Below are 7,960 nucleotides of genomic sequence, written 5' to 3' on the forward strand. Positions count from 1 at the left end.
CACATCGCGGACAACGGCCCGGGGGTTCCTGACGAGCGAAAAGACGAGATATTCGGACGCGGTGAGAAGGGACTGGAAAGTTCGGGGACCGGCCTGGGACTGTATCTGGTCGATACGCTCGTCGACCGGTACGGCGGGGACGTGTACGCAACTGATAGTGACGAGGGTGCCGAGTTCGTTATCAGACTACAGCGAGCCGAACAGTAAGATATCGATGGCCCGAGCACCATACCGACTCTGTTACTGTCTTGCTCAGGTCGACTGTTGGGACGCTTGTTCGAACTGTCGGGTTACCTCCCCGATGCGTTCATCTATCCGGACGTACCAGGCAGAGAGTAATCGGTGCATCTCGTCGGCGAGTGCGTCGGCATCCCGCATCCGGTAGACGTATCGGTAACTCGGCCCGCTATCGTCGCGTGTCATCCGTTCTAGGGGCCGGCTTCGACAAGCCGCGTGAGCGACCGAAACGCCGTCGATCGATGCCGCTCGATTCGCTCGGCGACGTCGTCAACCGTCACTGGCTCGTCCACATCGGCGACGACCGCGAAGACGCCGGTCGGCGCTACAGCGTCCTCTCGGCCGAAGAACTGCGCTGGGCGCTGGCCCTCTCGCCCGAGGATACAGTCTCGACCTCGGCAGCGGAACCAGGTTCTACACTGATGACGTCGCCCCGCACGCCGGCGAGGTGTACGCCGTCGACTTCCGGCCGGAGATACACGATTTCTACCTGAAGAAAGGCGTTCCGGGGAACGTCGAACTCGTGACCGCACCAGTTGATGACATGCCGCTGGACACCGACAGCGTCGACACGGCGTTCTCGACGACGACGTACCACGAGTTCGCGACGGCGGATGCTATCGCGGACATACGGCGCGTGCTTGTGCCGGGTGGCCGGTTCGTCGTCGCCGACTGCGACGGGGCAGTATCACGATTTACCGACACATCCAAGCCCGTCAGCCGGCGCTGTCCGCCTCTAGAACAGTCCGACTGGCAGGCCGTTCCACACCTGCACCGCACCCGCGGCCAGCATGACAGCCCCCGCGACACGCGTGAGCGTGGCGCCCGATGCGCCCGCACCACCAGTCACCATGTCGGCCCCGTACCCTACCGCGACGGTGGCCACGACCATCGGGAGCGCTACACCCCCAGCGTACGCCGAGAGCACCATGGCACCCGGGAGCGGCGCCATCGCGAGAGCCTGCGCGACCACCGCCAGCAGTATCGGCACGGTACACCCCGCGGCGGCGACGGCGTAGACTCCGCCGAAGAAAAGCACGCCAAGCGTGGTGTCTCGACGCGCCGGGAGCGAGAGGTGTACCGACGGCGCGTAGCCGGCGAGCGTGACGACACCGAGCACTACCAGGACGCCGCCAGCGAGTGGCTCTACTCCGGCGAGCGATGACACTACGCGGCTGTCGAGGACGTAGACGGCGGCCGTCAGTGTCGCAAAGACGGCGAGTACGGCTGCGGCGGCCGCCAGTCCCTGTCCCAGCGGCCGCACCGTCCCCTGGCCGCCGTGCTGGTCGGCGTAATAGCCGACGTAACCCGGAAGTAACGGAAACACACAGGGGGCGGCGAATGTCGTCAGGCCCGCGCCGAACGCGAACGCGAGGGGGACGCCCGCGCTCATCCGTCGGTCACCGCCCCGACTGTCGAAACGAGGATATCGGCGTCAAAGGGGCCAGTGTGTCGCCACGCGACACCGTCGTCGAGCACGAGCGTCGTCGGTACCCGCGTCGCGTCGTACCGCTGGGCGAGTGTCGTCCCGTCGTCGAGACCGACGAGCCAAGCGCCGTCGTGAGCCTGCCACCACTCGCGCACGTCGGCTCGGCTGACCGACAGGCCGACCGGCTCACTCGTCACCGACAGGAACGGGACCGAGGCGTCCACGCGCTGTTGTGCGTCCGCGAGCACCGTCATCTGGTCGGCACACGTCGAACAGGTCGTGGCGAAAAACTCCAGCACTAGCGGCCCGTCGGCCGGCGGAACGGTGACCGTGCCCGCGTCGCTCCCGGGTGCTTCGAGCGTCTCGACGGTGACGGGGTCGGCGCTGTCGTTCGGTGACTGCCACGGTCGGGCGTAGAGGGTGCCCGCGCCCACGGCGACAGTTCCGCCGAGGATCGCGAGGAGGTGGCGGCGACGCATGCCGGTCACCCCGACCGCTGGACGACCGTTCGGGTGTCCGCGAGCACCTGTTCGGCATCGGGCTGGGAGGTCCGGTAGGCCCGCTCGACGTACCCACCGGGGTTCACGAGGAAGGTCAGCGAGAGGTGGTTGAAGTCGTAGCCCTCGATTCGGGCGCTCTCGCTGACACGCTCGAAGGTGATGCCGAGTTGCTCGTCGACAATGCGTTCGGCCGCCGCCGGATCGGGCGGACGGAGGAACTCCCAGTTACCGGCCTCGCGGTCGATACCCATTCGCTCTGCGTACTCCTGGAGTACCTCTGCGTCGTCCCGTTCCGGGTCGAACGTGATGGCCAGAAACCGGACTGCGTCGGTCAGCCCCTCCTCGACGACCCCGTGTTGGACACCAACTAGCTGGCCGATGAGCTGGACACACTCGGCCGGACAGGTCGCGAAGAAGCCGGTGACCAGCAGTGTCTCGTCCAGCTGTTCGGTCGCGATCGTCTCCTCGGACAGGGGATTAGGGAGCGAGAACTGCGGGAACGCCTGCCCGTGGGCGGGATACGGGAGGTTCTCGCTGTCGAACTGTCGGTCGGCAGGGGAGTCGAGCACGACTTTTGACCCTGTCTCGGAGAGACAGCCTGCGACTGAGGCGGCTCCGGCCGCTGTTATCGTTCGGAGTATCCGTCGCCGTCGCATCAGAGAAATTTCGGCGATACCGACAAAAAGTGGTCTGGTAAGACCCTCGAAACCGTTCGATAAACGTACCAAGGCCCAGTTTCGAGGGTTCTACCAGACAGTGTTTTGCCGAAGGGTTCGTACCCTCGATAGATGCGCTTGACGCTGTCCCTGTGGCAAATGGTCGCCGTATTCGGTCTCGTTGTTTCCATCGTCGTGTTCGGGGCCGCGTTCGTGGCCGACCTCAGCAGCGAGCGGCCGGACCCCGTTTCCTTCGACCGGACCGTCCAGCGTGGCATCACAATGGCCGACGAACAGCGGGCGCTCGGTCGTGATGTCAGCATTCCACGGGCGGAGGTGTTCTACTCGCAGTACCGGTATGTGGTCGGCTACGTCGGTCTCGACCGGACGGTCGCAGCGCTGACCGAACCGGGCCACAAACAGCAGTTCGGTTACCCGCTCGCGGTGTACGTCTCCGACTACAGTGGCGCCGGTGCGACGTGTGGCGAGAACGGCACGTTGCGGGCCAGCGGAACGACGGGATGGACAGCCGCGAGCGAAGCGCACTACGTCGTCAACGGGAGCGCGCGGGCACCATCGGGTCCCGTCGTGGTGCCGTTCGGGACCCCCGATGACGCTGCAACGTTTGCGGACCGCTGTGGCGGTCGGGTCGTCGACTGGTCGACAATCCAGAATCTCTCGTTCGCAGAGGAGGGTGCCGTGGCCGTCCGAGAACAGGTCCCGGACCGCCGAGCGACGGCCAACGAGACCGTCCAGACGGCCCGCAGGCTCGACACGCGACCGGTGTCGGTCGTGGTCGGTGAAGATGCCCCCACGGTGGAAGCTGCCATCGAGGCTGCACCCCCAAACACCACCGTCGTCGTTCCCAACGGCACCTACCGCGAGCAGGTGACCATCGACGAACCGATAACGCTGCGCGGGCGCAATGCGACACTCAACGGCGGCGGCAACGGTACGGTGGTCACGGTGACCGCCGACCGGGTCGGGATTACCGACCTCTCGGTCACCGGCGTCGGGAACCAGACAGTCGGGAACACGTCGACAGCGAGCGATTCGGCATGGGATGCGACCGTGACGGCGGCCTACGGGAACAGCGACGCCGCCGTGACAGCGCGAAACGCCTCGAGGCTGTACATCTCGAACATCACCGTCGAGACGCCGTCGAGCGGGTTCGTTCTCAGGCAGACACCTGACGCCGTCGTCGAGAACGTTATCGTCAACGGAACCGCAGCCTGGGAGGACGGCTTCATGGGCGTCGTCGGGATGCACGCCGGTATCGTCGTCCAGCACAGCACGTTCCGCGGCGGGCGGGACGGCATCTATCTCCACCGCGCCGACGGGACCGTCGTCCGGGACAACACTTTGCGCGACGACCGCTTCGGCGTCCACCTGATGTACACCTCGTCGGCACTGGTTGCCGACAACACCGCCCGCGACCAGGAGTACGCCGGCGTCGTCGTCATGACCAACCCCGACGGCAACGCCATCGTCGGCAACGACGTGCGCGATGCTGGGAGCGGCATAATGATGGCCGGCAGTCGGAGCTACGTCGGCCACAACGTCGTCGCCAACACGACCCGTGGGCTGTCAGCGAACGCCGGCCGCTCCCTCTACGAGCACAACGTCGTCTACGGCAGCGACATCGGCATCACCGCTGCCACCGTGCTCCCGTCGAACACCGTCACCGAGAACGACTTCGTGGCGAACGACCAGCACGCCGTCTCCGGTCCCGGTCCATTGCGGTGGTACACCGAGGACGGCCGAGGGAACTACTGGAGCGGCGCCTACGACCTCTCGGCGGACGACGGGGCGACAGTAGCCCAGCCGTACTCACCCACCGACACTGTGGACGAACAACTGCACCACTCTGACGCGGCAGTCGTCCTTCGTGAAGCACCCAGCATCCGCGCGCTCCGCGCCTTGCGCGGAACGACACCCGGCTTTCGCCGCGGGAGCATCGTCGATACGCACCCACTGGCCGCACCTGCCAACCCGGAGACTGTCGCTATGTTACGGAACGAAACCACGACGGAGGCATCGCCATGACGGCTGACCCGTCACTCTCGACTGACGACCTAACGAAGTCCTACGGCGACGTGATTGCACTCGACTCGGTCTCACTCGATGTCCCGGCGTCCGCAGTGACCGGGTTCGTCGGTCCTAACGGGTCTGGAAAAACGACGCTCCTGGAACTCCTGCTCGGCATCGAGCGGCCGACGCTGGGAACCGTCGAGTACAACGGGCCCGAAGCCGTCCGGCGCTTCGGTTACCTCCCACAGCAGCCAACGTTCCGACCGGGATTCACCGTCGCCGAGACCGCTGCGTTCTACGCTGGCCTCGTCAACGACGACCCCGACAGGCTGCTGGATACGGTGGGTCTGGCGGCCGTGGCTGACCGACCAGTGACTGGCCTCTCGGGCGGGATGCGGCGGCTACTGGGTATCGCCCAGGCGCTGGCCGCTGACCCGCCGGTGGTGGTCCTGGACGAACCAGCCAGCGGGCTGGACCCGGCGATGAGCGAACGCATTTTCGAGGTCATCGAAGCTATCGCTGCCGAGGGCCGGACCGTCGTGTTGAGTTCCCACGATCTCCCGCTCGTCGAACGGACCGCTGACTATCTCGCCGTCCTCGAATCCGGCGAGGTGCGTGCGACCGGCAGTCCGGCGTCGCTCCGGGAGCGGACTGGGGGACCGCTACACGAGACGTTCACCTCCCTGCTGGCGGGCGAGACAAGCGTGGTAACGGGAGGGAGTGACGAATGACGACGGTCGACCGTTTCTGGCGTGTCTTCGCCCGGGAGGTGCAGGCGGCGGTCCGAACACGGAGTTTTCTCGCGCTGACGCTCGTCACTGGGGTGGCTATCTTCGGTGTCGCCACCGCCGGCGGCGGGCCGGCAGGCGGCTACGTCCCGACGGTTGTCGACGTGCTCGTCGTCGTCGAGATACTCGTTCCGACTCTGGCCTTCGCGGTCGGCTACCGCGCGATGGCCGACCCGATAGCCCGTGGCGAACTCGACGTGATGGAGACCTACCCGCTGCCGACGTGGGGGTACGTCGGCGGCACCTACGCGGGCCGTGCGGTGGTGCTGATGGCTGTCGTCGGTGTCCCGCTCGCGGCACTCGGCGTCCACGTGGCAATGACGGCGGGGCCCGAGACATCGGTGTTCGCCAGCCATCGCGGTGTCGATTCGCCGCTCCTGTACCTCCGATTCCTCGCGCTCACGCTGCTGTACGGGCTGGTCTCGCTCTCCCTGGTGGTCCTCCTGTCGGTGATAGCCGGCTCCCGTAGCCGCGCGCTGGTTCTCGCTCTGGCCGGGGGGCTCGTGCTGACCGTCGGCGGGGACGTGGCAGTGTTCGCGGCACTGGACGGGGGTCTCCTGACGAGCGACTCACTCGGCGGGGCGCTTGCAGTCACACCGGCCGGTGCCTACCGTGGGCTCGTCTTCGACCAGGTGCTGTACGTGGCCGTCCCAACCCGGTCGTCGTTCGTCTCGGGGTGGCTCGCGACCACTGCGCTGGTCGGCTGGTGGGTGGCAACGCTTGCTGGCGCGGCGGCGGTCGCCCACCTGCGGTGACTCACCTGGTATCGGCCAGACTCTCGTCGACGAGGCGCGTGAACCGGTCGACGAGGCGGTCCGCAAACGACGGCGTCACGTCACCGAGCAGTCGGCGCGTCTCATCCGGCCGAACCAGTTCGACCACGACCCGGCCGTGCTCGGCGTACGACTTCTCGACGATGCCAGCCTCGTTCAGCGAGGAGACGTGCCACGCGACGGTACTCCGAGAGAGGTCGAGTCGGTCGGCCAACTCGGCCGCTCCAAGCGGCCCATCGTCGATGAGATAGGCAAGTACTGCCCGGGCTGTCTCCCGGCGGGCGAACGCGAGGACCCGACGCTCCCACGGGTCGTAGGACCGGTCGTAGTAGTGTGTCTGGCCACGGATCTCATCGGCGACGATGTCGCCGGCCCGTTCCAGCTTTCTGAGGTGGTACTGGGCCTGTCCCGTGGCGATATCCAGGTCCTCCCTGACCGCGGTGAAGTGGACCCCCGGGTTGGCTTCGACGTGTTCGTTCACTCGCTCTGTGACCGTGGACATTCGGTATCTCGCATCTACCCGCTGAACGTAAAACAACCCCCCGCTCGTTCTCAGTTCACAGGAATCCCCCTACCCGCTACTGACCAGTTCGCGCTGAATGTCCTCGGCGGGGAGCGTCTGTCCGCCGTACTCCTCGGCGAAGGATTCCGCGTCTGTACTGTCGCTGAACGGGACGATGGCAGTCCCCATCGCGCCCTGCACATCGCCGTTCGCGACGACAGTCAGACCTTCCGTGGCGGCGAAGGCTGCCGCATCGAGATGGTGTGTCAGCACAGAGCTCTCGCCCTCAGTTCGCACCTCGTATTCGACGGCGCTGTAGTCGGTCAGATACGTCGCCGCCGGTTCCCATCCCTGCTGCTCCTTTGCGAATCGGTGGCGATAGGTGCAGGTCGTGGAGCAGAACGTCGCCGGTTCGTCCTGCCCGCTGGGGGTGTTGTCCCGGTAGTAGGTCTCCCCGACTGGTCCGGGGTGTTCGGAGATGACCATGCCACACTGGGCGCAGTTCTCGTCCGCTGCGATGGTGACCGGCCCGGCCGTTTCGCCACCGCGCTGACAGCCGGCGAGTGTCAGTAGCGTCGCTGTCCCTGTGAGCACGGCTCGCCGTGTCGGCCCGCGTGTCCAGTTGGCCATACTGGCGACTACCACGACAACGTACAAATGGCTCTTGGTGGGGTCGTCGAAAACCGGTCACTCAGGGGTTTCTGGCCCATCGACGGCAAAGATAGCCGCCAGCACTAACAGGGCAATCGAGAGGTCGACACCGTGGCCGGCGAGGTGGTGCATCGGCATCGGGACAGCGCCGAACACGGTCCCGAGACCCACGACGGACCGGACGACGAGCAACCCAATAGCGACCGTCAAAAGCAGGTAGGTTCGGTTCCGACGGCGGAGCGTCCCGGCGGTAGCGACGAGAAACAGCGCTGCTGTACCCAGCGTGGCCAGCCCGATGAGCACCAGCAGGGCAGTCGCCTCGCCTTGGCCGAGCCACTCGCCGGTCAGTTGAAGCATCGCTCAACCTGTGGGTTCGGGAGTGACCGTGGAAAC

12 protein-coding genes and 1 pseudogene are annotated in these 7,960 nt (G+C 66.2%); 5 read left to right on the plus strand and 8 right to left on the minus strand.

Annotation, left to right across the window (positions count from 1 at the left end):
* Positions 1-207: ATP-binding protein (locus tag Q0964_RS17520; protein WP_299270363.1), on the plus strand; the 207-nt coding region annotated here is incomplete at its 5' end.
* Positions 208-252: 45 nt separating this feature from the next.
* Here Q0964_RS17520 and Q0964_RS17525 read toward each other — a convergent pair.
* Both Q0964_RS17525 and Q0964_RS18655 read right to left on the minus strand, forming a co-directional pair.
* Entirely contained in the window at positions 253-423 is a 171-nt protein-coding gene (locus Q0964_RS17525; protein WP_299270365.1) for a hypothetical protein, read from the minus strand.
* Between the two features lie 5 nt (positions 424-428).
* A complete protein-coding gene (locus tag Q0964_RS18655) occupies positions 429-518 on the minus strand; it encodes a helix-turn-helix domain-containing protein (RefSeq protein WP_475405898.1) in 90 nt (29 codons plus the stop codon).
* Here Q0964_RS18655 and Q0964_RS17530 point away from each other — a divergent pair.
* Positions 480-910, plus strand: a pseudogene (locus Q0964_RS17530) (class I SAM-dependent methyltransferase); the annotation flags it as partial. The gene Q0964_RS18655 and the pseudogene Q0964_RS17530 sit on opposite strands and share 39 nt — an antisense overlap.
* Before the next feature lie 63 nt (positions 911-973).
* On the opposite strand, the gene Q0964_RS17535 reads toward Q0964_RS17530, so the two are convergent.
* The 3 genes from Q0964_RS17535 to Q0964_RS17545 are packed head-to-tail and all read right to left on the minus strand — an operon-like array spanning position 974 to position 2,735.
* Positions 974-1,630: a cytochrome c biogenesis CcdA family protein gene (locus Q0964_RS17535; RefSeq protein WP_299270366.1), complete on the minus strand. Its 657-nt coding sequence runs from the start codon at positions 1,628-1,630 to the stop codon at positions 974-976.
* Complete coding sequence (locus Q0964_RS17540; RefSeq protein ID WP_299270368.1) at positions 1,627-2,145, minus strand: TlpA family protein disulfide reductase; 519 nt, start codon at positions 2,143-2,145, stop codon at positions 1,627-1,629. Before Q0964_RS17540 ends, Q0964_RS17535 begins: the two co-directional genes overlap by 4 nt.
* A gap of 5 nt (positions 2,146-2,150) precedes the next feature.
* On the minus strand, positions 2,151-2,735 hold the full coding sequence (locus Q0964_RS17545; protein WP_299270370.1) for an SCO family protein: 585 nt from the start codon (positions 2,733-2,735) through the stop codon (positions 2,151-2,153).
* A gap of 219 nt (positions 2,736-2,954) precedes the next feature.
* Here Q0964_RS17545 and Q0964_RS17550 point away from each other — a divergent pair, with 219 nt between their 5' ends.
* Genes Q0964_RS17550 through Q0964_RS17560 form a run of 3 tightly spaced genes read left to right on the plus strand, consistent with a single transcriptional unit; the run spans position 2,955 to position 6,396 of the window.
* The gene (locus Q0964_RS17550; RefSeq protein ID WP_299270373.1) at positions 2,955-4,868 is read left to right on the plus strand and encodes a NosD domain-containing protein; all 1,914 of its coding nucleotides are present in this window, start codon (positions 2,955-2,957) and stop codon (positions 4,866-4,868) included.
* Entirely contained in the window at positions 4,865-5,584 is a 720-nt protein-coding gene (locus Q0964_RS17555) for an ABC transporter ATP-binding protein (protein ID WP_299270376.1), read from the plus strand. The genes Q0964_RS17550 and Q0964_RS17555 overlap by 4 nt, the downstream gene beginning before the upstream one ends.
* On the plus strand, positions 5,581-6,396 hold the full coding sequence (locus Q0964_RS17560) for a hypothetical protein (RefSeq protein WP_299270379.1): 816 nt from the start codon (positions 5,581-5,583) through the stop codon (positions 6,394-6,396). The genes Q0964_RS17555 and Q0964_RS17560 overlap by 4 nt, the downstream gene beginning before the upstream one ends.
* 1 nt (position 6,397) lies before the next feature.
* On the opposite strand, the gene Q0964_RS17565 is transcribed toward Q0964_RS17560, so the two are convergent.
* The 3 genes from Q0964_RS17565 to Q0964_RS17575 all read right to left on the minus strand — a co-directional run bounded on the left by Q0964_RS17565 (position 6,398) and on the right by Q0964_RS17575 (position 7,924).
* The gene (locus tag Q0964_RS17565) at positions 6,398-6,916 is read right to left on the minus strand and encodes a winged helix-turn-helix transcriptional regulator (protein ID WP_299270382.1); all 519 of its coding nucleotides are present in this window, start codon (positions 6,914-6,916) and stop codon (positions 6,398-6,400) included.
* A gap of 69 nt (positions 6,917-6,985) precedes the next feature.
* A complete protein-coding gene (locus tag Q0964_RS17570; RefSeq protein WP_299270383.1) occupies positions 6,986-7,546 on the minus strand; it encodes a nitrous oxide reductase accessory protein NosL in 561 nt (186 codons plus the stop codon).
* Positions 7,547-7,603: 57 nt separating this feature from the next.
* The gene (locus Q0964_RS17575; RefSeq protein WP_299270385.1) at positions 7,604-7,924 is read right to left on the minus strand and encodes a DUF7471 family protein; all 321 of its coding nucleotides are present in this window, start codon (positions 7,922-7,924) and stop codon (positions 7,604-7,606) included.
* Positions 7,925-7,960: the final 36 nt, after the last annotated feature.

It is taken from the genome of Halorientalis sp. (assembly GCF_028275115.1).
Taxonomy (GTDB): Archaea; Halobacteriota; Halobacteria; order Halobacteriales; family Haloarculaceae; genus Halorientalis.